A 22,478-nucleotide genomic window follows, 5' to 3' on the forward strand; every position below is an offset into this window, starting at 1 on the left:
GCGATGAGCACTAACGATAAACGTATCCGCGAATTCGCCTATCAGATCTGGGAATCGGAAGGAAAACCCGAGGGCCAGGACGCTCGCCACTGGGAGATGGCCCGCAAACTGGCTGAAGCCGAAGCCCTGGCACCGAGCAAATCGCCAAAAGCGGCGGGCAGCAAAACCGCCGGCACCAAGGCCCCTGCCAGCAAAGCCAATGGCAAGGCAGCGGAGCCAAACACCAAAGCCAAGCCCGCCGCTGCCTCCAAGGTCATCCCGCCGGGCGAAAAAGCCAACGAGAAAAAGCCTCGAGCAGCGCGTAAACCGCCCGCTGTCTGACGCCTCTCACCTGTGTCCTGATTGACCTCGTGGCGAGCCTTCTCGCCACCGAGGGCTCGCTCGCCCTCAAAAAAAACCAGAGCCAAGAACTGTCACCCCTTTGCAGGAGCACCTATGACCAGTCCGAAGAAAGCCGCGCCAGAACCTCAGGTCGAGGCCTCGCGAATCCGTGAAGGCTTGCCCTTCCCGCTGGGCGCGACCTGGGATGGCCTGGGGGTCAACTTCGCCTTGTTTTCCGCCAATGCCACCAAGGTCGAGCTGTGCATCTTCGATGATGCCGGCGAGGTCGAACTGGAACGCATCGAACTGCCGGAATACACCGACGAGATCTACCACGGCTACCTGCCCGACGCGCATCCGGGGATGATCTACGGCTACCGTGTCTACGGCCCGTACGACCCGGCGAACGGTCATCGCTTCAACCACAACAAACTGCTGATCGACCCCTACGCCAAACAACTGGTCGGCCAGTTGAAATGGTCCGAAGCCCTGTTCGGCTACACCATCGGCCATCCCGACGCCGACCTCAGTTTCGATGAACGGGACAGCGCGCCCTTCGTGCCCAAGTGCAAGGTGATCGACCCGGCCCACACCTGGGGTCACGACCATCGGGTCAGCGTGCCGTGGGACAAGACCATCATTTATGAGACTCACGTGCGCGGTATCAGCATGCGTCACCCCTCCGTCCCCGAGAATGTGCGCGGCACCTTCGCCGGGTTGATGGTCGATGACGTGCTGGAACACATCCGCAAGCTCGGCGTGTCGACAGTCGAATTGCTACCGATTCATGCCTTCGTCAACGACCAGCATCTGTTGCACAAAGGCATGACCAATTACTGGGGCTACAACAGCATCGCGTTCTTCGCCCCCGACCCGCGTTACCTGGCCAGTGGCAAGATCGCTGAGTTCAAGGAGATGGTTGCGCACCTGCACGAAGCCAATCTTGAAGTAATCCTCGACGTGGTCTACAACCACACCGCCGAGGGCAACGAACAAGGCCCGACCCTGTCCATGCGCGGCATCGACAACGCCTCTTACTACCGCTTGATGCCCGACGACAAGCGCTTCTACATCAACGATTCCGGCACCGGCAACACCCTGGACCTGAGTCACCCGTGCGTGCTGCAAATGGTCACCGACTCCCTGCGCTACTGGGCCTCGGAAATGCACGTCGACGGTTTCCGCTTCGATTTAGCGACCATTCTCGGCCGTTACCACGATGGCTTCGACGAACGTCACAGCTTCCTCGTCGCCTGCCGTCAGGACCCGGTGCTGCGCCAGGTGAAGATGATTGCAGAAGCCTGGGATTGCGGCCCCGGCGGCTATCAGGTCGGTAACTTTCCGCCAGGCTGGGTCGAGTGGAATGACAAATTCCGCGACACCGTGCGTGCGTTCTGGAAAGGCGACGACGGCCAACTGGCGGACTTCGCCAGTCGCATGACAGCCTCCGGCGAGATGTTCAATCAGCGTGGCCGGCGGCCGTACGCCTCGGTGAACTTCGTCACCGCCCACGACGGTTTCACCCTGAACGACCTGGTGTCGTACAACGACAAACACAACGAAGCCAACGACGAGAACAATCAGGACGGCAGCAACAACAACCTGTCCTGGAACCACGGCGTCGAAGGCCCGACCGACGACCCCGAGATCAATGAGCTGCGTCAGCGGCAGATGCGCAACTTCTTCGCCACCCTGCTGCTGTCCCAAGGCACGCCCATGCTGGTGGCCGGCGACGAATTCGCCCGCACCCAGGAGGGCAACAACAACGCCTATTGCCAGGACAGCGATATCGGTTGGGTCAATTGGGACCTGAGCGAAGACGGCAAGGCCCTGCTCAAGTTTGTTAAACGGCTGATCAAGTTGCGCCTGGCCTACCCGATCCTGCGTCGCGGTCGGTTCCTGGTGGGCAACTACAACGAGGACATCGGCGTCAAGGACGTCACCTGGCTCGCGCCGGATGGCAGCGAAATGTCCATCGAACAATGGGAGGAAGGCCATGGCCGCTGCCTCGGCATGCTGATGGATGGCCGCGCCCAGGAAACCGGGATCCGCCGCAAAGGTGGTGACGCGACGTTGTTGCTGGTGGTCAACGCGCACCACGACATCGTTAACTTCACCTTGCCGGAAGTGCCTGACGGCTATCACTGGACGTGCATGATCGACACCAATCAACCGTCGATTCGCGGGCAGGAACGCTTCGAGTTCGGGCACGAATATTCCGTCACTGGCCGTTCGCTGCTGCTGTTTGAATTGCAGCATGAGGAAGAAGAGTGAAATGGACCTTCAAGCGTTTCTCGATCGACAGTCACCGGACTACGCTGATACTCAGGCGCTAGGCCGGTGCCTGCGGGCGCTGGTGGAGGCTGAACTTGATCAGCTTCCGCTGCCGGGTAGCGGCCAGTCGCTGGAGCGATTCCAGCGACTGGCCGAAGTCGGTGCTCATGATCTGGGGTTGTGCAAGTTGTACGAAGGCCATACCGATGCACTGGCGATCATCCAGCAACTGGGTGGCTCGCCTACGCCGGGCAGCACGTGGGGCATGTGGGCTGCCGAACCACCGCAAGCGCGCGTGCAAGTCAGGCCGCAAGGTCAGATGGTTGTGCTGAATGGGCGCAAGGCCTGGTGTTCAGGTGCTTCGGTGTTGAGTCATGCGTTGCTCACGGCATGGGATCATCACGACCGGCAGCAATTGGTTGCGGTGGCGCTGGATCAACCCGGCGTGACCGTTACGGATCAGGGCTGGCAAGCCGTCGGAATGGGTGCCACTGGCAGCGTCGAGGTGCTGTTCGAAGGCGCCGAAGCACAAGCCATTGGCAACCCCGGCGATTACCTGCAACGTCCCGGCTTCTGGCAAGGCGGAATCGGCATTGCCGCTTGCTGGTACGGCGCGGCACAGAGCATCGCCGAACGCCTGCGCAGCCATTGCGCTCAACGTGAAGAACCCCACGCCCTCGCCCACCTGGGCGCGGTCGACAGTGCGCTGCATGCTGCCGCCGAGGTATTGCGGGTCAGCGCATTGATGATCGACGCCTCCCCGCTGGACGACGCCGAATTGCTGGCCCGGCGCGCCCGAGCGGTGGTGGAACACGCCGCCGAACAGGTCATGCTGCACGTCGGCCATGCCCTCGGCGCGGGTCCCTATTGCAAGGACCGACAGTTCGCCCGACTGATCGCCGACCTGCCGGTGTTCCTGCGTCAAAGCCACGCCGAACGGGATCTTGCAGCGCTTGGGCAGAGAGTACTTTCGGGGAAATGGGCGCTATGAAAACCAATCCAATAGTTGGCCAGGGAACGCCTCTGCATTTATGGCAAACCTCAAGCCATCTGGCGCAGTTGCCAGTGACCGACATCCTGACGCTGGTGCCGGAAGGCTCGCGCGCCGTGATCATCGCCCCCCATCCGGATGACGAAGTGCTGGGGTGCGGCGGCTTCCTGCAATTGCTCGCTGCGGCCGGCCGGCCGCTGCAACTGATTTCAGTCACTGATGGCAGTGCCAGCCATCCCGGTTCCGAGCGCTGGCCGGTGGAACGCCTGAGCGTGGTCCGCCCGCAGGAATCGGCCCAGGCCTTGCGCCGTCTCGGCCTGCCATTGCACAGCCTGAAATGGTTGCGCGGTGGTTTCGCCGACAGTCAGGTCGCGGCACGGGAAGCCGAGTTGTGCGAGTTCATCGAACGTCATCTGCGGCCCAACGATGTGGTCTTTACCACATGGCGAGAAGACGGCCATTGCGATCACGAGGCTGTGGGGCGTGCCAGTGCCGAAGCGGCGAAACGGGTCGGTGCTGCGCTGCATGAGCTGCCCGTCTGGACCTGGCACTGGGCAACCCCGGAAGACAGTTTCGTGCCTTGGCACCGGGCGCGAAAGATACTGTTGGCCCCGGCGCTGGTGGCGCGCAAACGTCACGCCATTCATGCCTTCGCCAGCCAACTGGAGGGCGACCCGAAAATCGGCTTGCCACCGGTGCTGGCACCGTATGTGCTGGACCGGTTACTGCAACCGTTTGAAGTGGTGTTTGTATGAGCGTCGAGGATTGCTATTTCGACGGTTTGTTCGCCGGCAACGACGATCCCTGGGTGTTCCGTCAGCGCTGGTACGAACAGCGCAAACGCGCCATAACGCTGGCAGCGCTGCCCCGACAGCACTACCGCGCGATCTTCGAACCCGGTTGCGCCAACGGGGAACTGAGCGCTGATCTGGCCACTCGCTGCGATCGCCTGTTGTGTTGCGATACGGCAGCCGCCGCCGTGGCGCTGGCTCGCACTCGCCTGAGTCTGTTCGACCATGCCGAAGTCCGCCAAAGTCGCCTGCCGAGCGATTGGCCCAACGAGCAGTTTGACCTGATCGTGCTCAGCGAAGTCGGCTATTACCTGGACGCCGAAGACCTCAAGTGCCTGATCGAACACGCCGCCCGGTCACTGACTGCCGACGGCCAGTTCCTGGCCTGCCACTGGCGCCCACCGATCGATGGCTGCCCGCTGAACGCCCGACAGGTCCATGACCTGCTTCACGAACAGTTGCACTTGCCGCGCCTGGTCCTGCATCAGGAGGCCGATTTCCTGTTGGAACTCTGGAGCCGTGAACCGCGCTCCGTGGCCGCGCTGGAGGGCTTGCGATGATTGGCATTTTGATCCCGGCGCATAACGAAGAAGAGTTGATCGAGCAGTGCATACGGGCCGCCCTGCGCGCCGCGTGCCATGAACGGCTGGAGGGTGAAACGGTCCTGGTGCTGGTGGTGCTCGACAGTTGCACTGACCGATCCTCAGAGATTGTTGACAGTTACCCAGTGCATAGCCTGGCGATCGAGGCGCGTAACGTCGGCCAGGCGCGCGCCGCGGGTGCACGGTTTTTACTGGATCGGGGGGTGCGCTGGATTTCCTGCTCCGACGCCGACAGCCGGGTCGCCAAGGACTGGCTGGTGGCGCAACTGGACCTCGGTGCCGACGCGGTGTGCGGCACGGTGACGGTCGATCAGTGGAACGCGGCCTTCGATGAGGCGACACAGATTCGCTATCACAAGCGTTATCAGGCCCGCGACGGCCACCGGCATATCCATGGTGCCAACCTGGGCATCAGTGCCGAGGCTTACCGGCGTGCCGGTGGTTTCGAACCGCTGGCCAGTGACGAAGATGTACAACTGGTGCGGCAACTCGAGCGCTGCGGGGCGAATATTGCCTGGAGCCAGCGTCCCCAGGTGCTCACCAGTGCTCGACTGGACAGCCGCGCACGGGGAGGATTTGGTGATTTTTTGCGGGACATGGTGCAGGTCGGATAAAAAAACGTACCGGATGGAACATCGAGGCGACGAATAGCGTGACATAAGCAATACTCTGCTCGCGGCAATCCAGGGTTTGGAGCGCTGCACACTGCTATCAACGAGAACAAGGACGTAGCCATGAAATCGGTTTCCATCAGTGAAAGCAGCCTGCCAGTACAAATCTGGAACAGCGCCCCGCAACTGGACAACATTCCTGTCATCAGCACTCAGACCCTGGTCCCCGCCGGCGCACGCGCTGTAGTGATTGCCCCACACCCTGGCGATGAAGTCGTGACCTGCGGCGGCCTGCTGCAGCTGCTCAGCGCCCAGGGACATCCGCTCCAGTTAATCTCGATTACCGACGGCAGCGCCAGCCATCCGGGCTCGCAACAGTGGTCGGAGAAACGCTTGAGCGTGTTCCGCCCCCAGGAAAGCCTCGAAGCCTTGCGTCGGCTCGGGCTGCCGATGCACAGCCTCAAATGGATTCGTGGCGGCTTCACCGACAACGCCCTGGCCGAACGGGAATGTCAGATGACTCAATTCATTGCCCGTTATTTACGCCCCGGGGATGTGGTATTCAGCACCTGGCGCGAGGATGGCATTGTCGACCATGACGCCGTCGGCCGCGCCAGCGTCAAGGCCGCGGCCATGGTCGGGGCGGCGTTCAACGAAGTACCGGTCTGGGCCTGGCACTGGCCAACGCGTGATCGAGGGCTCATACCGTGGCATCGCGCGCGCAAGGTTCGCCTGGACACCTGGACCGTCGCGCGCAAAAGCCACGCCACCCACGCCTATGCCAGCCAGCTCGACGGCGAGCCAGCCATCGGCCTCGCCCCGCTGCTGCCCCCGGTGCTTCTGGAGCGGATACGGTTGCCTTATGAAATTGTGTTTGTCTGACGTAGCGCTGGTAGCAGCTGCCGAGCTTGCGAGGCTGCTGCTACAGTTTTCGGTGAACGGTTGTTACGACGAATCACTCTGAACTGCCCGTCGCTGCATCAGTCGCATACATAACCAGTCCTGATTCAGAGGAGTGAACGTGACCAGTGATTCCAAGTGGCAGGCCGTCGAATCATCTCCATTGAACACGCCCCCGGCGATTCATCGACTGAGAGTACTGACGGTCAACACCCACAAGGGTTTTACCGCACTCAACCGACGTTTCATTCTCCCGGAACTGCGTGAAGCGGTACGCAGTACATCGGCGGACCTGGTGTTCCTGCAGGAAGTCGTCGGTGAACACGACCGCCATTCCACTCGCTACAACGATTGGCCGCAGACCTCACAGTACGAGTTCCTGGCCGACAGCATGTGGAGCGACTTCGCCTACGGTCGCAACGCGGTCTACCCCAACGGTCACCACGGCAATGCCCTGTTATCGAAATACCCGATCCGCGAACACCGCAACCTCGACGTCTCGATCACCGGCCCCGAACGGCGCGGGTTGCTGCATTGCGTGCTGGATGTACCGGGCCACACCGAAGTCCATGCGATCTGCGTTCACTTGAGTCTGCTGGAAAGCCATCGCCAGTTGCAGCTCCAGCTACTCTGCCAACTGCTCGAATCCTTGCCCGACGATGCGCCGGTGATTATCGCCGGCGACTTCAACGACTGGCAGTTGCAAGGCAACACCGCCCTCGCCCGACGCGACTATCTGCATGAAGCCTTCGAGCGTCACCACGGTCGCCCGGCGAAAACCTATCCGGCACGCTTTCCGCTGCTGCGTCTGGACCGGATTTATCTGCGCAATGCCAGCAGTCATGAGCCGCGAATACTGGGGCACAAGCCCTGGACGCACTTGTCGGATCATTTGCCGTTGGCGGTGGAAGTGCATCTTTGAAACGCCCAATAGCTTCGTAGAATACTGTGCCGGCCTGCGCCTATGGGGCAACCGCACCGCGCGCCTGGCCCAGCGTCACCCACATACGCAACTTCGAAAACGTGCGGCGCACCAAAGACGTCGTCGACGAATCCATCCGCTACAGCGTGCTGCAATTTGTCAACCAGCCCATCACCACTTCACTCATCACCAGCATCACCGAAAGCGTCAACCTGTTCCTGCGCAAACTCATCGGCGACGGCGCCTTACTCGGCGGTGAATGCTGGTACGACCCGGCCCGCAACCCACAAACCGAACTAGGACAGGACCACGCACTGTTCAACTACAAACTCACCGTGCCGCTGCCGTTTGAACGCGGCACCTTTGAAACCGAAATAACCGGGGAATACCTGGTTAACCTGGGGAACGCATAAATGGCAGGCTTTAGCGCACACCGGATCTCCAACGCCAACGTGTATCTGGATGGCACCAGCTTCTTTGGCAAGTGTGAAGAGATTGACCTGGGCACCATCAAAACCGTGATGAGCGACTTTCATGGGTTGGGTATGGCCGGGTTGATCGAGCTGCCGGATGGCATCGACAAGTTGCGCCATGCTGTCGATGAGGGGGGGCGACCTCACATCAACGTCCTGCTAAACACCATGTCTGCGCTAACCCACCAATGCGAAATTGCACTCCACTTGCCCATCCGTTTGCATTCCACCTGACCAGTCATTTGCATTCGTTCTGACCAGATTGCATCGGATTTGGCCAGCACGCTTTGTAACCATGATCGGCAGAGAACGGCCAAAAGCGGTCAGTCGGCGGATGAAATGTGGCTTGTACCAACCCACGATGTTGTATGTAATTCCACGCCAATTCAGTGCATAAAGTGGTTCGCAGGTATGGAAGCCAGTACCCTCACATTTCAAGAGTTGTTTCGTCCGGGAAGCGCCTCAAATGGCTACACCGTGGCCGAACGATGCTCCTCCGATTTTCTGATAAACGAACGTTCGTTGCTCAATGCTATCGTTATTGCTGCTGGTGGACATTCCGACTTTATGGGTTGTTTCGTTAAGGGCTTCCTAGAGCAAAACAAACAATCTAATTCTCGTCTGCTATTACGCGAGCCCGCTGAAATAGAAAGCGGTCGGATACTCCTTTACATATGCCCCGAGTGCGGTGACATCGGGTGTGGCGCCTACGCAGTATCTGTTCGCCAAAACGATGACTGTTTCACGTGGGATTCCTTTGCTTACGAGAACGGCTATGAAGAACCTCAAATCATTGAAGGAGTCGGCCCCTTCACATTTGAGAAGCATGCCTATGAGGCAGCTATCAACGATGCGGCTGCTTTCTAGAAGGCAACTCAACCTGCGCTGCTAAAGCAGGCCGATTGTGTCCGTCGACCGCCGCTTTTGGTCGATTTCGGTCAGTCGTGATAGGCAGAAATCGGCCAAAATCGGACATGCGCCAAGCCCCGACCGCGGTTCACACCGGTGGCCCCCGCGTTTCAAATAGCAGCCACCTTACGCATCAAGAACATCCGTCAGTTATTCAAGAATTTGACCACCAGAGGATTCATTTCAGCGGAGCACTCCTCCGGCAACCAGTGCCCACAATTGGGCAAGACCTGGCCTTCTACATTGGTCGCGTATTCTTTCATTTGATCCACTTGAAATTGCCCCATCCCGCCGTGCCCTCCACCGCCGATTGCCAGCACGGGCATGTTCAGGGGAGTCTTTGCCAGCTCGACGTTTTCAGTGACCGATTGGTTAAGCGCTCGGTAGTATTCGAACGACGCGTTCAGCGTATGGGGCTTGGCGTATGACTTGGCGTAAAGATCGAGCAGCTCAGGCGTAAAGACATCCTTGTTGGTCGCGTGTTCTTTGATGAAGTGCGAGAGGAACAATTTCTCATGCCCTGTGATCAACTTTTCGGCCAATTGGTTGCCAGCGGCGAAGAAGCTGAAATGCCAGACCAGCGACTCACCCTGTGGTGAGAATGCCGGGAAATCGTAAATGCGCTTGTCGGGAATCGGTGCCTCCATGTACACCAGTTTCCTTATCTGGCTTTGGTGGGTTACTGCCATGGGATAGGTGTTCCAGATACCGATGTCGTGCGCAACCAAGTCAAACGGCTGGTTCCCGCTTAGCTGTGTCGCGAGGGCGAACAGATATTTCGAGACGTCAGTGCCGGTGTAACTGGTCTTGGGCGGTTCCGACTCGCCCAGGCCCGGTAAATCCACCGCAACTACGGTGTGAGTCTTCGCGAGTTCGGGCATCAAGCTGTGCCACTCATACCAGGCTTGACCAAATCCGTGGACCAGGTAAACCAAAGGCCCGGAACCGCCCTTCACATAGTGGAGCTTCACGCCGTCTATGGTTTTGAATTCACTCTTGAATCCCGCTGGAACAGGAAACTCTGCCGCTTGTGCCAAGCATGGCAAAGCCAGGGTGATTGCGATTGCGGCGAGGGTCGATCTAATGCGCTGTTTCATTTTATTTCTCCCATCGAGTTATGACTGAAAATTACGACCATGCGAAGGCGTGCTATCCCCCGATCAATGACTGTGGATCGCTTGGGTAGTGTGCCGTTGACCTTGTGGAAAACCATGCGCCCGTGCCCGAAATGCAATGGCCAAGCTGATCAATAGCAACGCCAGCAACACGCTAGGAAATGCATTCGTTCCCCATTGGCCGAGTAACACGCCACCCAGCAGTCCACCGCCAGCAATAGCGCTGTTCCAGACCACTACGTTCATGGAGAGCGCAACGTCAGAGCCCTTGCCTGCGGCGTCGGCGAGTGCTGTTTGCAGCAGGGTGGCCGCGCCACCAAAGGTCAGCCCCCAAATGAAGACACCTACGTAAATGGCTGTGGCGGAGCCTGAGAACACTCCGAGGAAAATCGAAACCGCTGCGAATGTTGCAAGGCTGGCCAGCACGGTTGTTCGCAGGTGCCGGTCGACCAGTCGGCCCGTGAGCCAGATGCTGGCCAGCGCAGCGACACCAAATGTGAGCAATACCAAATCGACGTCACTGTTCAGCCCAGCCTTGGAAACGAAAGGCGCGACATAGGTGTAAAGAATGTTGTGGGCCAGCATCCAGGTGAAGACGACCGCCAATACCGAACGGACGCCTGGGGTGAAAAATACCTGACGTAACGGCATGCGCTGTGAGGATGATTGGCCTGGGTAATCCGGCACTTTGATCAGCACCCAAACGATCAATATCAGGGTCATGCCGGACATCAATCCAAAGGCCATGCGCCAGCCCATGAATCCACCCAGCCAGGTTCCCATCGGCACACCCAACGACAGCGCGATGGGCGTACCCACCATCGCCACCGCCAATGCGCGCCCCTGCAAATGAGGGGCGACCATGCGCCGTGCATAGCCCGCGATAAGGCTCCAGGCCAATCCCGCTGAAACCCCGGCGAAAAACCGTGCAATCAGCGTCAGCCAGTAATCGGAAGACAGCGCCGTGAGGGAGTTGAACACCAGGAAGCCGACAATCGTCACCAGCAGTACCGTCCTGCGGCGCCAGCTTTGCGTGGCAATGGTCAGCGGGATTGCCGCCAGCAATGACCCCAACGCATAGACAGTCACCATCTGTCCGGCCAGAGACGCAGAGACACCCAGGCCACTGCCGATTTCAGGTAGCAAACCTGCTGGCAAGGTCTCAGTGACAATGCAAATGAAACCCGTCATCGCCAGTGCAAGCAGGGCTCCAAGCGGAAGCTTTCCGCTCTGTCGTTCATCTATAGTCATTTGCCACCTCATATATATACCGATCGGTATAATATGGGGGTGTGCCGCGATCTAGTCAACGACTTATATATCGATTAGTATTTAAGTGATCGAAAGGAGGTTCACATGGCACAGATGGGACGTCCACGCACCTTTGACCGTGGCGTGGCAATTACTCAGGCGATGCATTTGTTCTGGGAGCACGGCTATGACGCAACATCACTCAGCCAGCTCAAGGCAAATATCGGCGGCGGCATCACCGCACCCAGCTTCTACGCTGCATTCGGCTCAAAGCAGGCGCTGTTCAATGAAGTGATGGAACGTTACCTGAACACCCACGGCCGGGTGACCGATAGCCTGTTTGACACCACGCTCCCCCCGAGAGAGTCGGTCGAACTTACGCTGCGGCGCTCCGCGAAAATGCAGTGTGAGCCCGACCACCCAGCAGGATGCCTGGTGGCGCTGGGTCTGCTGAGTGCCTGCACGGATGAAAGCAAAGCCATCTCCCAGCCGCTGGCTGACGCAAGATCCTTGAACCGTGCAGGGATGGTGGCGTGTGTCGAGCGCGCTATCGCATCCGGGGAGCTGCCAACCACGGTTGTGCCCGAGGCGTTGGCCACGGTGTTTGACAGCTTTCTCCTGGGGATTTCGGTACTGGCCCGAGACGGTGTGCCCCTCAAACAGATAAACGACGCGGTGACGCAAATCATGACGGTATGGGATGCGTCGTGTATCGGTCGTCCGGCGATTATTAAGGCAATCCCTAAACGGCAGTAAACAGCGAACCCTGTTCCCAGTAAGCGCATCAGTATCGACAGCTCTTTGGCTGTTGATGAGCGTGTTGTACCTGAAGAATGTCCGCTTTGGGTCGGCTGCTGCCCTTCGTAACTGGTCGTTATCGACCGAACGTAAGGAGGTAGGAACCTTTAAGGCCCACCCTCCCACAACTCAGCAGCCACCTGCGAGCATTGCTACGTCCAGTAATCGACCTGATGATGCCAGCCGCTCGACAGAAGTCGTAATTCAATCCCGAGCAATCTTGTCATTTGCCAAGGCTTAGGGCAGGGTCGATACCACTGAGATCTCTGCCAAGGAGTCACCCCATGTCAAAGCTATATCCCAGTATCGATCCCGAGGGGCTGGTTGAGTACTCAGTGGTCTACACCGACCGCTCGCTCAACCACATGTCGCAGTCATTTCAAGGCGTGATGAAGAACATTTCCAGGACCCTGAAACAGGTCTACAACGCCCAGGCTGTTGCGGTGGTCCCGGGCAGCGGCACATTCGGCATGGAAGCGGTGGCGCGACAGTTTGCCACCGACCAGCAATGCTTGGTGATACGCAACGGCTGGTTCAGTTATCGCTGGAGCCAGATCCTTGAGATGGGCAACATCCCGGCGGCCACCACGGTGCTGAAAGCCCGACCGGTCGACACTGGTCGCCAGGCTGCCTACGCCCCACCCCCTCTGGACGAGGTGCTGGCAGCCATTCAGGCGCAGAAGCCGCAGATTGTGTTCGCCCCCCACGTTGAAACCTCATCAGGGATTATCCTGCCCGACGAGTACCTGCGGGCCGTCGGCGACGCCGTGCATGCGGTGGGTGGCCTGTTCGTGCTGGACTGCATCGCCTCAGGCACGCTTTGGGTTGATATGCAGAAATGCGCAGTCGACCTGCTGATCAGCGCACCGCAGAAAGGCTGGAGCGCCTCCCCTTGCTGCGCCCTGGTGATGCTCAGTTCTTTGGCCCTCGAGCGCATCGAACAGACGCATAGCAGCAGCTTCGCCTGCGACCTGAAAAAGTGGCTTCAGATCATGCAGGCCTACGAACAGGGCGGACATGCCTACCATGCGACCATGCCCAGCGATTCCCTCGCGCGATTTAACGAAGTGATGAAAGAGACGCAAGCCTACGGTTTCGACAAGGTCCGCGGCGAACAACAGGCTCTGGGCGATCGGGTGCGCGCAATGTTGACTGGCAAAGGCATCAAAAGCGTGGCCGCAGCCGGCTTTCAGGCCCCTGGCGTAGTGGTGAGCTACACCGATGATGCCGACATCAAGAGCGGTAAGAAATTTGCCAACCACGGCCTACAGATCGCCGCCGGAGTGCCGTTGCAATGCGACGAGCCGGCCGACTTCCAGACCTTCCGCATCGGTCTGTTCGGACTCGAAAAGCTGCACAATATCGAGCGCACGGTCAGCACCCTCGAGCAGGCAGTGGACGAGGTGATGGTTAACTAAGCCCTCATCTTGCCCGCAGCACATACCGAACTTGTGAATTCTAGGAAGGCATCCTGCCCTGGGCACTGCCGGCCCATGGCGCTGATCTCCGACGAATATGACGCTGGTCGCCCGGACGTCATGTTAGAACCATAAGGGAAAGCACGTGCACGCGTCTTACTGACACGTGCGCCCTTCAGCGTTATCAGAAAAGGTTTCCAACGAAACCTTTCACGGGGCGGATGATTGGCGGCTGTATGACTTGGATCGACCCAAAGCTGACGATGGCGACAGGCAGAAATCGGCCAAAAGCAGACGCGCCATTCCGTCAACCTCTCACTCCAAAAGACAGGGCACCGCAATACATCAAAGTGGAGCACAGGATCATCTGGGCGATCATGAAGCCAATGGTTGCTCCCAGAAATGCAATGCTTGCAACAAGCCATGACAAGCTTGCTTTCACGCGGTACCTCAATAGCCAAGCTGACACTCCTGTGCCCACCAACATGCTGGGCATGGAAAATAGGTGCCCAAGCACAAGCAACCCTTCGGGGCGAGCCAGGCTGAACATGATTTTCATGTAGATCAATAGACTTGTAGTGGTCAACTAATTCCGGACACGACGTTAAGTTTTTCTTCGGCCCGAGCTGGCGCCAGCCCATCGTTGAATTGATGGGGCCGAATCCAGTTGTACCGATGCATCAAGAAATGGCTGATATCGCGTTGGGCTTCTTGAGCAGTTCTGTAGCCTGTGGTCGGTATCCATTCAGTTTTCAAGCTGCGGAACACGCGCTCCATCGGCGCGTTGTCCCAGCAATTCCCCCGACGACTCATGCTCTGACACATGCGATAACGCCACAGCCGCTGGCGAAATAAACGACTCGCATACTGCGACCCTTGATCCTAGTGAAACAGCAGGCCCTGAGTCCTTCCACGTTGTTCGTAGGCCATATCCAGCGCCTTGATAACCAGCTCAGCGTCCGGCTTTTCCGACAATGCCCAGCCCACCACTCGGCACACGCAAAGATCCAGTACGACAGCCAGATAGTGCCATTTCCCTTGGGCCCAAATGTAGGTGATGTCGCCGCACCACACCTGGTTGGGTGCCTAGACATCGAACTCCCGATTCAAGATGTTCGGGATATCCAACCGTTCAACCGTCGCTCGTTTACAGGCATGAGAACCTGGCTGTTTGCTGACGAGGTCAAGCTCACGCATCAAGCTGCGCACTTTGAACCGACCGAGTTGCTCACCATCATCACGCATCAACGAGAGGATGCTACGGCTGCCGGCAGCACTGCGACTTTGTGAAAACAACTCGCTCACCCGGCTGCGCAACCGAAGTCGTTCGACATCCGGCGTTCGGCGCTTTAGGCGGTGGGCGTAGTAACTTGAGGGGTTGATTTTAAATACGTCGCATAGCCAATCAACCGGCTCATGGACGCTCAGCTGATTGATCAGCGCGTACGCTCGTGATCTTCCGACATCAAGAGCTCGGTAGCCTTTTTTAATATCGATTTTTCCCGTTCAAGCCGGGCGATCCGGGCTTCCAGCTCCTGGATTTTCTGCTGTTCCGGTGTCAGCGCTTTGCTCTGCGGGGTAACGCCTTTGCACTCCTGCTGAACCTGGTCGACCCAACGGCGTACTGCCGACTCGCCGACGCCGAGTGAACGGCTGGCTTCGATGTAGCTGTAGTTTTGCTTGAGCACGAGGTCGGCAGCCTCGCGTTTGAATTCAGCAGAAAAGGAACGGCGTTGTTTGGTCATCTGACACCTCGATCTGGCGAGCATTCTCGCCTAAATGGGTGTCCGGTTTCATTAGACCACTACACAAGCGCAGTTCCGGATCATTAGCGTGGATGACCAAAGCACCTAGGTAGATCATGAGTGCCGTCTCAGAGGGAGGATGGACACTACAGGTTTAGCACTATATTAAGAAACTGCGAGGTAAATTTCGCAGGATTGTAGATGATTGTTTTTTATAGATTTATTTTTTAATGGTTTCATAAAACTACGAAATTTAATGCATGGGAAATCGGTGTTTTGTAAAATTCAGTTTTCGAAGCTATGTAATTCAAACTGTTAGCAGGGCTTCGTAGGTTTGAGGAAACAGCAATCCCTGCTCCAATCGCGAAATCAGCGTAAACGGCCTCCTTAGTCTCTTAACCCATTGATTCGTCTGAGTATTCATTCGCTACGACCCTGTCGGTCCATCACTTTTTTAACGATATCAGCGGACACCTTGATCCTCGCCACGTTTTATAACCTACTGATATTCATAGATTTTTATCTTTTGGGCTTTCGGGAACAGCTTCTCCGAGTTTTCGTAAATGAGCGGACTCATTCAACATTATGTCTAGCGTTCCCGTAGGTTAAAACTCAATGAAATCAATGGCTAATGGGATTTTTTAACGCATTGAGCGGACCTTCCCAGTGCTGCTTTTCTATGACGAAATGAGCGGACATTCCTGAAGCTTGCGTCCTGGTAATGGCCGGTTACTTAGCGATGGCAAGCTGGTACCGAATCTCCTGGAAGCCCCGCAGATCAAGCGTTTGACCTAACCTAGAACGATGGCAAATGCTACCAGCCAGCGATCGCGTCAGAATGGGCCCCACCTTGAAGCTACGTCGGAACGCGCCGAGATTTGCTTTAATCAGCGGACATTCCCGAGCAGGATTTTGAACAAAGTACCCTGCAGGCCAATAAAATTGGGCGCCTAGGCTTTTTTGCTTTAATCAGCGGACTTCCCAGCGCCCCTTTGCGCCTAACGAAATCAGCGCACTTTCCCGACCGATAATGTTGGCTCACGATCGTATTTGAAATGACGTTATTAAAAGTTTTATAAATCATAAGGTTGGCGCAATTTAACCATTTGAGCGGACATTCGCGGCGTGCCGTTTTGACGAAATGAGCGGACATTCCCTAGACCTCTGCTGGAACAAAGATGCCGTGCAGGCCACAGAATCCGCAGGTCTCCACGATTTTAATCAATGAACGGACGTTCCCGGCGCCTAGGACGATCGTGATACCAACAGCAGACCCGCTCGATGGGTATCCGCTACAGGACTCCCCGGGAGCATCTAAGGCGACCGACCCAAGGACATGCGCAGCAATCGTTTTCAAACTATCAACGTGCAAACACTCTCCGGGTACCAATAAAGGCCCGGCCTGCTGAGCGCTTTGGAGGCGCCTGCATTTGTTCGGTGTTCTTTGACCATAAGTACCAGGCGATGAACAGGATAAAGGCAACGCTGAGCCATTTCACCGCGATGAAGACCGACTCGAACTGCAGGGCGAGTGATGCAAGTCCGAGGGTGGCGACCAGCAGTCCAGGCAAACCTGATCTACAGGCCGCGTTGACGTCGATGTGCGTCGCTAATCCAGGATGAACAGGTCCCCTTCCACATCCGTATCGCCGTGTTTACGACTCTCCGCCGCAGCGTCGTAGACGATCATCAGAACCTCCCCAGGCTGCTCGCCCGATTGGAACAGACACATGCCCTCAGCGTGATCGTTGCCTTGCCCGAAAGGCACCTCCAGCACCTTCTCCAATTGATCGGTGAAGACCACGCTTTCCTCGTCGGACGCGAAACCGCCGCGCCAGCGGAAGACCGTTACCGGACCGTCCTGCTCCATGGTGGGGCCCGCCAGGATCAGCAGATCGTCACCGCGGGTGCACAGGTCACGCAAGCCCAGGCCATTGAGCGCGAAGAAGTGCTTGCGGTAGCGGCGCCCATCCCGACCGATCGTCTTCAGCACCAGCGTGTCAGACGAGGAGTCGTTCAGCTCGGGTTCGATCTCCAACAACACGGCCCAGCCGCGTAGAACCGGTCCACGCAGCCCCAGCAGAAGGCGCGATCCGATCATCACCAACCCTTCGATATCGAAGCCGTTGTCCTTACCCGGGATACGCAGGAAGTCGCGTAGCTGAGGATCTTCAGCAATGGCCGCGGTCAGGTCGTTACCGACTTCGTTGCCCTGCAGCTGCGCCGCTGTACGTCCATCGGCATCCACTTTCCTGGTGAGTACATAGCTGTCGTTCTGCTGCACCACAGGGATGCGGGCCAGCAGAAAACGATTGCCGTCCGCCTCTACCGTCGACAGGCGCTTGATATTCTTCTGTGCAGAAGTGCCGGCCTCGGACTTCTTGCGCTTCAGGCTATGGGAGCCCACCACCCAGAGGTAACCACTGTCATGGACATAGGCCAAGCCCTCGATATCGATCTCGGCGTCTTGTTTCGGTAGGGGCAGATCCAGATATTCCAGGAGCGGAAACGATTGGTGCTCGTCGCACCTTACGACGCCGCCGGGCGCAGCATCCTGGATTTTCAGGCGTTCCAGGCTCGTGGTTTCGTCGTTCGCCACCCAGAGTGTGTCGTCAATCTGCTGAACGACCGAAAGGCCATCGCGCAACGACGCAAACGCCGGATCAAAGCTCAATAGCGCAAAATTGCTTCGGTGGCTCATGAGCGGTCTCCTGTCTTTATGGCGCTGCGCGGCGGTTATTCAGAACCGAATTCTGCGCGTGCTCTTCGTCCAGAGCATGCACTTGTCCTAGCCGACCCGTCCACCGCTGAAGGCTTAGGTCCCTTCGCTGCAGCTGCTAAGCAACCCGGATTAGTTCCATCAACTCCAAAAATAGCCGACTAACGGTGACCCTCGCAGGCACAAAGCCTGCAATAACCACCTCGACGACCATTTGACGTCAATCTACCGCCATACGGATTTCCTAATCAGCAGAACCAATTGACACAGCTCAATAGCGTCGGTTCGAGCGCAACTGTGGCCGCAACATTCACCGCATACAGGATTATTGACATGATCGACCTCGCCACCTGGAATTTGAGCATCCCTGAAGGCAGCCCACCGGCCACCATAGAAACGCCTCGATTGGCGCAAGGCTTCAAGCACCAGTATTTCAGTTCTGAAGCCGCTACCCTTTCCTTCTGGGCACCTGTGACCGGTTCCAGGACGGCCAACGCTATTTACCCGCGCAGCGAGTTGCGGGAAACCTATAGCGATGGAACGCTGCGCAACTGGCAATATTCAGCGGCGGATAACATTCTGCGGGCGAGTCTGGCCGTCAATCAGGTGCCCAGCACCGGTAAGATCGTGATTGGTCAGATTCACAACAAGGACAGCAACAGCCCCATGGTGAAGCTGGAATACCAATACAAAACGTCGGCTTCGACGGGAAACATTGTCGCCAAGGTGCGCATGCGCCCCGACGATGTAGAGGGCCAGGTCATTACCATTGCGACGGGTGTGCCGCTCGACCGCAACTTTTCCTACCAGATCCACCTCAGCCCGAAGGGCGCGCTGGGCATCAGCGCAGCAGGATACAACTGGAGAACCACCATCGACCCGAGCTGGAAGACCAAACCACTGTATTTCAAAGCGGGTGCGTATGTGCAGGACAACACCGGCTATCCCACCGAGGGTGGAAAAGTGACGTTCAGGATGCTGGAGATCCAACACAACATTTAGTCGCTTCTTTAGGTCACTACCGTTGGCACGCCGATCCGAAGGATGAAGACTTTAGTGGAGTTCCTCGTCGATCGGCTACCAAGTGGCTAGCTGTCAGTGAACTCAACCGCGCGGACGGCAGATGCCCTCGACTTTCAAAACCATTGCGCGCGCATACAGTGAGATACGCTGCTATCTCAGGCGGGTGTCGAAGGTGGCGGCACGCATCCTTACATGGTGCGATCACGTTCACTATCGCAAAGAAGGCGAGCGGGACGAGGAATGCATCAGGTTGGTGGCGGAGGCTACCCAGAGAAGATTCCTGCGCCTGGTGCTGGATTGAGTTAACTAACCTTAAGGGCGTCGGTCGATTGCACCATTTCGCGATTGGCAGCTATCGGCCAAAAGCGTCTAGTTTGCGAAGATCAAGGCTCAGGGTATTGATACCAACCTTCACGGACGCTAAGCCCTCATAGCCTTCTTCAGCAGGGATTCTGAAGCCGATCCAGCGCGCGTAACCCGCTAACGGCGTGGGAGGAACAAACTCGCAGGGTGTATGGGTATCGCCGATTATCACCGTCCCCGACCCGCCATTATCGAATCAGCGGGGATATGCAAGGTTTCTACCTGGGCCCCTACGTTGACTATGGACGGTGAGCCCAGACAGTTCCTGCCTGTTTCGCACGCCACACCGCCTACAGTGAGTGATCGAAAACAAATGCACATTACGCTGCAACATCACAGCGATCATTCACGCACAAGCCCTAAACTTCAATGTTTACAAGCCTTTTAGTTGGCATGCGATATGCCCAGCTTTACTTGCCTGAGTGTTCAACCAGGTACCCATAAGCCAAATCGAGCCTAAACATCGATGGATACCCTGAATTTACTGACCAACAAAGTCCAGCCCCTTTCAAGCACGGTAAGTGCTGACGGGCAACTCGTCAGTCTGTCCGCCAGCCTGAGCGATCAATTGGGTTATGCGCCAGATGAGCTGCAGAATCAGCCGATCGAACGTATCTACAGCGTCGAGTCAGTGCGTGCCTTGCAGTTGCTGTTCGCCAATCCTCCTGCCGACGAACAAGTCCACAGCCTGGAGCTGACCCTGATTCGCCACAACGGCGGTCTGCTGCAAGTGGTCGCCTGCGGCCTTATGGAGTGGCGTTCAGTTCAACCGGCGCGCCTGCACCTACTGAAGATTCCGCTTGGGTCGCTGGGCCATCGGCTGCGGGAAATGCAAAACGCCAATGAAGTAATGAGCCAGATGCTGCAGAGCGCAAAGGTCGCCTACTGGTGCATCGAGTTCGCCGAGGCGGTGGACATCAATACTTCGCCGGATGAAATCGTCCGCCAGGTATTCGAAAACGACTCCCACTGGCGCCTGTGCAACCGGGCCATGGCCGACGTGTATGAGATGCCATCGAATGTCGATTTCAACCAACAACCGGTTCGCCTTTACTGGCCTCGCAGCCCGGCCAACGAGGAATTCGTGCGGCGCTTGATCGAAGCCGGTTTCAGCGTCGACTGCGCACTCTCGGTGGATCGGCGTCACGATGGTTCACCGGCCTACGTCGAGAACGATGTACGCGCAACCATCGTAAACGGGCATCTACTGCGCATGTGGGGCAGCATTCGCGACGTCAGCCAGGAATTGCGCATGCAGCACGACGCCGAGCAGCGCATCGATGCCTTGCGCCGGGTCTTCGATGCGGTGCCGGATGCGGTGCTAGTGATCGACGAACATCTGCAACCACAATGGCGCAACGCAGCCTTCGAAGAGACCTTTGGCATTACCCATGGCGCCGGTATCGCTCGACTGCTGCTGGATAACGCCCTGCCCGAGCGCACCTGGCACAGCCTGCCGCTGCCTGATTTGAGCGGGCGAGACTTGAACTTCAATGTGCATTGTTCGCGCATCCTGATTCGTGAAGGCGTGGCCTGGCGGGTCGCGGTGTTTCGCGAAAGTCAGGGCGTGCGCCGTGCGCAAGAGTTGCACCCATGAAAGACAAGAACCTGCCACCCACGCTACAGATGGGCATGCGTTCGTCAGTAAATGTCAGCAGCGAAGTTCTCGGCGCATTGCTCGAAACACCCGCGCTGCACGCCTTACTCGACAGCTTCAGTGAAGCGCTGATCGTGACGGATGGTGAAGGCCGGGTGCGTTTTCTCAATCTGGCCGCCGAGCGCATTAATCGACTTTCCAAACACCAAGCCGTCGGGCTGTCCGACAGTGAGTTTTACCAACGCTCGGCATTGAATTACGACGACTTGCAGGCAGCACTGAGTCGCGGCGGTAACAGCGCCTTGACCCGCTCACGGGAAGGCCGGGCTCTGCTCAGCAGCACCCACGCCATCCCCACTGGCGCCTACGAAAAACCGTTCAGGATGTTGACTCAGAAAGACTTCGACGGCAGTCAGCCGCAGCGTCGAGCGTCGCTCGGCAACCGGCCCGTGGAGCCGCAAGGTCTGCGCGATCCCCAAGACAGTGCCCTACACCTATCACCTCAGCTATCGAGTATCGCCGACACCGGCGTGCGCGCCTTCCGACGTCGCGCTCGGTTATTACTGCTTGGCGAGCCTGGCGTCGGCAAGACCGCCATTGCCCAGCATATCCACCGTGCGGCCGGCTGGGGTGATCGCCCATTTATTCACGTTAACTGCGGGAGCATTCCGGAGAGCCTGTTCGAGTCGGAGATGTTCGGCTATGAGCGTGGCGCCTTTACCGGCGCACTGCAGGGCGGCAAGCAAGGCTATATCGAGGCGGCTTCGGGCGGGACGTTGTTCCTCGATGAAATCGGAGAAATCCCTCTACATGTCCAGGCCAAGCTGCTGAAATTCCTTGAGGACAGTACTATCCAGTCTGTCGGATCGCCCCTGAGCAAAACGGTACAGGTGCAAGTCATTGCGGCCACCAACAAGGATCTGCGTCACCTGGTGAGCATTGGTGAGTTTCGCGCCGACCTCTACTATCGCCTCGCCGTCCTGCCGGTAGAAATCCCACCGTTGCGCCAGCACCGGGATGACTTGCCATTTCTCATCGACATCCTGTTGAGCCGCATCAATGGCGATCGCGAGCCCTCACTGAGTCTGTCTGCGGGCTGCCGGAAGCGGCTGATGGACTATGATTTTCCGGGCAATATCCGCGAGCTGGTAAACATCTTTGAACGGTTGGCCGTCCTCGCCGACGATGAAGCGCAGGAGCATCATTTGCCGGCTGAATTGCTCGAGCCGGTGCGCCCTCAGGAACGTTTGAAACCCTCGGTTACGGACGATGAACCGGAGGACAATCCGGAACGGAATCTCAAGCTTCAAGTCCAGCATTTCGAACGCCAGGTCATCCTCAGGGCCGTACATCTATGTGGCAGCAAGCGCAAAGCCGCGCAGCACCTGGGCATCGACATCGGTACGCTGATCCGCAAGCTTCAACGCGACTAAATTACCCCGGCACAGGGATGTGTCCACCCCCCCTTCTTTTCGCATAAAGCGCTGCAAAAACGCCTACAACCGTGGCTATTTTTGCCTGCACCTTACGCCAACAATTGTATAAAAACCTTTAAATTCAACTAGTTGAATATTTGGCACGACCTGTGCTCCTGCTATCTGCACCCCATCATCGTTGGGCTTTGCATCAGAGCCGGCTTCCATCAGCCGAGCCGG

General features: G+C 57.6%; 20 protein-coding genes and 1 pseudogene. 16 read left to right on the plus strand and 5 right to left on the minus strand.

Translation table 11 applies throughout. The features are described 5' to 3' along the window. Positions 1 to 3 precede the first annotated feature (3 nt). From QFW87_RS13410 to QFW87_RS13460, 11 genes are all read left to right on the plus strand, one after another. Positions 4 to 321, plus strand: coding sequence for a DUF2934 domain-containing protein (locus tag QFW87_RS13410; protein WP_283180270.1), 318 nt, complete (start codon positions 4 to 6; stop codon positions 319 to 321). 114 nt (positions 322 to 435) lie between these two features. Further along, positions 436 to 2,595, plus strand: a complete 2,160-nt coding sequence (gene glgX / locus QFW87_RS13415; RefSeq protein ID WP_283180271.1) for a glycogen debranching protein GlgX — start codon at positions 436 to 438, stop codon at positions 2,593 to 2,595. A 1-nt stretch (position 2,596) separates the two neighbouring features. Then, entirely contained in the window at positions 2,597 to 3,586 is a 990-nt protein-coding gene (locus QFW87_RS13420) for an acyl-CoA dehydrogenase (RefSeq protein WP_283180272.1), read from the plus strand. After that, on the plus strand, positions 3,583 to 4,341 hold the full coding sequence (locus QFW87_RS13425; protein ID WP_283190742.1) for a PIG-L family deacetylase: 759 nt from the start codon (positions 3,583 to 3,585) through the stop codon (positions 4,339 to 4,341). The genes QFW87_RS13420 and QFW87_RS13425 overlap by 4 nt, the downstream gene beginning before the upstream one ends. Next, a complete protein-coding gene (locus tag QFW87_RS13430; RefSeq protein WP_283190743.1) occupies positions 4,338 to 4,937 on the plus strand; it encodes an SAM-dependent methyltransferase in 600 nt (199 codons plus the stop codon). Before QFW87_RS13425 ends, QFW87_RS13430 begins: the two co-directional genes overlap by 4 nt. Continuing rightward, positions 4,934 to 5,593, plus strand: a complete 660-nt coding sequence (locus tag QFW87_RS13435; protein WP_283190744.1) for a glycosyltransferase — start codon at positions 4,934 to 4,936, stop codon at positions 5,591 to 5,593. Before QFW87_RS13430 ends, QFW87_RS13435 begins: the two co-directional genes overlap by 4 nt. 120 nt (positions 5,594 to 5,713) lie before the next feature. Beyond that, positions 5,714 to 6,472 carry a PIG-L family deacetylase gene (locus QFW87_RS13440; protein ID WP_283180276.1) on the plus strand — a complete coding sequence of 253 codons (759 nt, stop codon included), beginning with the start codon at positions 5,714 to 5,716 and terminating at the stop codon, positions 6,470 to 6,472. Between the two features lie 139 nt (positions 6,473 to 6,611). After that, positions 6,612 to 7,412: an endonuclease/exonuclease/phosphatase family protein gene (locus tag QFW87_RS13445; protein WP_046053575.1), complete on the plus strand. Its 801-nt coding sequence runs from the start codon at positions 6,612 to 6,614 to the stop codon at positions 7,410 to 7,412. Between the two features lie 26 nt (positions 7,413 to 7,438). Further along, on the plus strand, positions 7,439 to 7,825 hold the full coding sequence (locus tag QFW87_RS13450; RefSeq protein WP_283180278.1) for a phage tail sheath C-terminal domain-containing protein: 387 nt from the start codon (positions 7,439 to 7,441) through the stop codon (positions 7,823 to 7,825). After that, the gene (locus QFW87_RS13455; protein WP_283190745.1) at positions 7,826 to 8,119 is read left to right on the plus strand and encodes a phage major tail tube protein; all 294 of its coding nucleotides are present in this window, start codon (positions 7,826 to 7,828) and stop codon (positions 8,117 to 8,119) included. 177 nt (positions 8,120 to 8,296) lie between these two features. After that, entirely contained in the window at positions 8,297 to 8,752 is a 456-nt protein-coding gene (locus QFW87_RS13460; protein ID WP_283190746.1) for a hypothetical protein, read from the plus strand. Between the two features lie 188 nt (positions 8,753 to 8,940). On the opposite strand, the gene QFW87_RS13465 is transcribed toward QFW87_RS13460, so the two are convergent. Continuing rightward, a complete protein-coding gene (locus QFW87_RS13465) occupies positions 8,941 to 9,891 on the minus strand; it encodes an alpha/beta hydrolase (RefSeq protein WP_283180281.1) in 951 nt (316 codons plus the stop codon). 63 nt (positions 9,892 to 9,954) lie between these two features. Continuing rightward, positions 9,955 to 11,160, minus strand: a complete 1,206-nt coding sequence (locus QFW87_RS13470; protein ID WP_283180282.1) for an MFS transporter — start codon at positions 11,158 to 11,160, stop codon at positions 9,955 to 9,957. Between the two features lie 105 nt (positions 11,161 to 11,265). On the opposite strand from QFW87_RS13470, the gene QFW87_RS13475 reads away from it, so the two are divergent. Both QFW87_RS13475 and QFW87_RS13480 read left to right on the plus strand, forming a co-directional pair. Next, positions 11,266 to 11,916: a TetR/AcrR family transcriptional regulator gene (locus QFW87_RS13475; protein ID WP_283190747.1), complete on the plus strand. Its 651-nt coding sequence runs from the start codon at positions 11,266 to 11,268 to the stop codon at positions 11,914 to 11,916. Between the two features lie 326 nt (positions 11,917 to 12,242). Next, positions 12,243 to 13,376 carry an aminotransferase class V-fold PLP-dependent enzyme gene (locus QFW87_RS13480; RefSeq protein WP_283190748.1) on the plus strand — a complete coding sequence of 378 codons (1,134 nt, stop codon included), beginning with the start codon at positions 12,243 to 12,245 and terminating at the stop codon, positions 13,374 to 13,376. Between the two features lie 582 nt (positions 13,377 to 13,958). Here the strand turns inward: QFW87_RS13480 and QFW87_RS13485 are convergent. The 3 genes and pseudogenes from QFW87_RS13485 to QFW87_RS13495 all read right to left on the minus strand — a co-directional run bounded on the left by QFW87_RS13485 (position 13,959) and on the right by QFW87_RS13495 (position 17,822). Then, positions 13,959 to 15,121, minus strand: a pseudogene (locus tag QFW87_RS13485) (IS3 family transposase). 1,361 nt (positions 15,122 to 16,482) lie between these two features. After that, complete coding sequence (locus QFW87_RS13490) at positions 16,483 to 16,692, minus strand: hypothetical protein (RefSeq protein ID WP_283190749.1); 210 nt, start codon at positions 16,690 to 16,692, stop codon at positions 16,483 to 16,485. 38 nt (positions 16,693 to 16,730) lie between these two features. Beyond that, the gene (locus QFW87_RS13495) at positions 16,731 to 17,822 is read right to left on the minus strand and encodes a DUF3616 domain-containing protein (RefSeq protein WP_283180285.1); all 1,092 of its coding nucleotides are present in this window, start codon (positions 17,820 to 17,822) and stop codon (positions 16,731 to 16,733) included. 351 nt (positions 17,823 to 18,173) lie between these two features. On the opposite strand from QFW87_RS13495, the gene QFW87_RS13500 reads away from it, so the two are divergent. From QFW87_RS13500 to QFW87_RS13510, 3 genes are all read left to right on the plus strand, one after another. Next, positions 18,174 to 18,842 carry a polysaccharide lyase family 7 protein gene (locus QFW87_RS13500; protein WP_283180286.1) on the plus strand — a complete coding sequence of 223 codons (669 nt, stop codon included), beginning with the start codon at positions 18,174 to 18,176 and terminating at the stop codon, positions 18,840 to 18,842. 850 nt (positions 18,843 to 19,692) lie between these two features. Then, entirely contained in the window at positions 19,693 to 20,823 is a 1,131-nt protein-coding gene (locus tag QFW87_RS13505; protein ID WP_283180287.1) for a PAS domain-containing protein, read from the plus strand. Then, positions 20,820 to 22,256: a sigma 54-interacting transcriptional regulator gene (locus QFW87_RS13510; RefSeq protein WP_283180288.1), complete on the plus strand. Its 1,437-nt coding sequence runs from the start codon at positions 20,820 to 20,822 to the stop codon at positions 22,254 to 22,256. The genes QFW87_RS13505 and QFW87_RS13510 overlap by 4 nt, the downstream gene beginning before the upstream one ends. Positions 22,257 to 22,478: the final 222 nt, after the last annotated feature.

The sequence above is a fragment of the Pseudomonas sp. PMCC200344 genome (assembly GCF_030053095.1).
In the GTDB taxonomy this organism is placed as follows: domain Bacteria; phylum Pseudomonadota; class Gammaproteobacteria; order Pseudomonadales; family Pseudomonadaceae; genus Aquipseudomonas; species Aquipseudomonas svalbardensis.

What these genes read in the sequence shown, in the direction of transcription:
- QFW87_RS13410 (WP_283180270.1), top strand. Translation starts at nt 4, where the DNA reads ATGAGCACTAACGATAAACGTATCCGCGAATTCGCCTATCAGATCTGG.
- glgX (WP_283180271.1), top strand. Translation starts at nt 436, where the DNA reads ATGACCAGTCCGAAGAAAGCCGCGCCAGAACCTCAGGTCGAGGCCTCG.
- QFW87_RS13420 (WP_283180272.1), top strand. Translation starts at nt 2,597, where the DNA reads ATGGACCTTCAAGCGTTTCTCGATCGACAGTCACCGGACTACGCTGAT.
- QFW87_RS13425 (WP_283190742.1), top strand. Translation starts at nt 3,583, where the DNA reads ATGAAAACCAATCCAATAGTTGGCCAGGGAACGCCTCTGCATTTATGG.
- QFW87_RS13430 (WP_283190743.1), top strand. Translation starts at nt 4,338, where the DNA reads ATGAGCGTCGAGGATTGCTATTTCGACGGTTTGTTCGCCGGCAACGAC.
- QFW87_RS13435 (WP_283190744.1), top strand. Translation starts at nt 4,934, where the DNA reads ATGATTGGCATTTTGATCCCGGCGCATAACGAAGAAGAGTTGATCGAG.
- QFW87_RS13440 (WP_283180276.1), top strand. Translation starts at nt 5,714, where the DNA reads ATGAAATCGGTTTCCATCAGTGAAAGCAGCCTGCCAGTACAAATCTGG.
- QFW87_RS13455 (WP_283190745.1), top strand. Translation starts at nt 7,826, where the DNA reads ATGGCAGGCTTTAGCGCACACCGGATCTCCAACGCCAACGTGTATCTG.
- QFW87_RS13460 (WP_283190746.1), top strand. Translation starts at nt 8,297, where the DNA reads ATGGAAGCCAGTACCCTCACATTTCAAGAGTTGTTTCGTCCGGGAAGC.
- QFW87_RS13465 (WP_283180281.1), bottom strand. Translation starts at nt 9,891, where the DNA reads ATGAAACAGCGCATTAGATCGACCCTCGCCGCAATCGCAATCACCCTG.
- QFW87_RS13470 (WP_283180282.1), bottom strand. Translation starts at nt 11,160, where the DNA reads ATGACTATAGATGAACGACAGAGCGGAAAGCTTCCGCTTGGAGCCCTG.
- QFW87_RS13475 (WP_283190747.1), top strand. Translation starts at nt 11,266, where the DNA reads ATGGCACAGATGGGACGTCCACGCACCTTTGACCGTGGCGTGGCAATT.
- QFW87_RS13480 (WP_283190748.1), top strand. Translation starts at nt 12,243, where the DNA reads ATGTCAAAGCTATATCCCAGTATCGATCCCGAGGGGCTGGTTGAGTAC.
- QFW87_RS13495 (WP_283180285.1), bottom strand. Translation starts at nt 17,822, where the DNA reads ATGAGCCACCGAAGCAATTTTGCGCTATTGAGCTTTGATCCGGCGTTT.
- QFW87_RS13500 (WP_283180286.1), top strand. Translation starts at nt 18,174, where the DNA reads ATGATCGACCTCGCCACCTGGAATTTGAGCATCCCTGAAGGCAGCCCA.
- QFW87_RS13505 (WP_283180287.1), top strand. Translation starts at nt 19,693, where the DNA reads ATGGATACCCTGAATTTACTGACCAACAAAGTCCAGCCCCTTTCAAGC.
- QFW87_RS13510 (WP_283180288.1), top strand. Translation starts at nt 20,820, where the DNA reads ATGAAAGACAAGAACCTGCCACCCACGCTACAGATGGGCATGCGTTCG.